Genomic DNA, 824 nt, shown 5'->3' on the forward strand with positions numbered 1-824 from the left:
GCGGACGACAAGCGCATCATCAACGCCAAGACCGACGTCAACCAGCTGGTCCCGTTCAAATATAAATGGGCGTGGGACAAATACCTGGCCGGCTGCGCGAACCACTGGATGCCGCAGGAAGTGAACATGCAGCGCGACATCGAACTGTGGAAGAACCCGAACGGCCTGACCGAAGACGAGCGCCGCATCGTCAAGCGCAACCTGGGCTTCTTCGTGACCGCCGACTCGCTGGCCGCCAACAACATCGTGCTGGGCACCTATCGCCACATCACGGCGCCGGAATGCCGCCAGTACCTGCTGCGCCAGGCGTTCGAGGAAGCGATCCATACCCACGCCTACCAGTACATCGTGGAATCGCTGGGCCTGGACGAGAAGGAAATCTTCAACGCCTACAACGAGATCCCGTCGATCCGCGACAAGGACCAGTTCCTGATCCCGTTCATCGAAGTCATCAACGATCCGACGTTCCACACCGGCACGCTGGAAAACGACCAGAAGCTGCTGCGCTCGATCATCGTGTTTGCTTGCCTGATGGAAGGCCTGTTCTTCTACGTCGGCTTCACGCAGATCCTGGCGCTGGGCCGCCAGAACAAGATGACGGGTGCCGCCGAGCAGTACCAGTACATCCTGCGCGACGAATCGATGCACTGCAACTTCGGCATCGACCTGATCAACACGATCAAGATGGAAAACCCGCAGCTGTGGACGCCGGAATTCCGCGAAGAGATCAAGCAGCTGTTCCTGCAGGCCGTCGACCTGGAATACCGCTACGCCGAAGACACGATGCCGCGCGGCGTGCTGGGCCTGAACGCAGCCATGTTCAA

The 824-nt window shown here is 59.6% G+C and carries 1 protein-coding gene; it reads left to right on the forward strand.

Translation table 11 applies throughout. The features are described 5' to 3' along the window. A partial coding sequence (locus tag QPK29_RS33480) for a ribonucleotide-diphosphate reductase subunit beta (protein ID WP_400189970.1) occupies positions 1-824 on the forward strand: 824 nt, incomplete at both ends.

The sequence above is a fragment of the Massilia orientalis genome (genome assembly GCF_030411975.2).
In the GTDB taxonomy this organism is placed as follows: Bacteria; Pseudomonadota; Gammaproteobacteria; order Burkholderiales; family Burkholderiaceae_D; genus Telluria; species Telluria orientalis.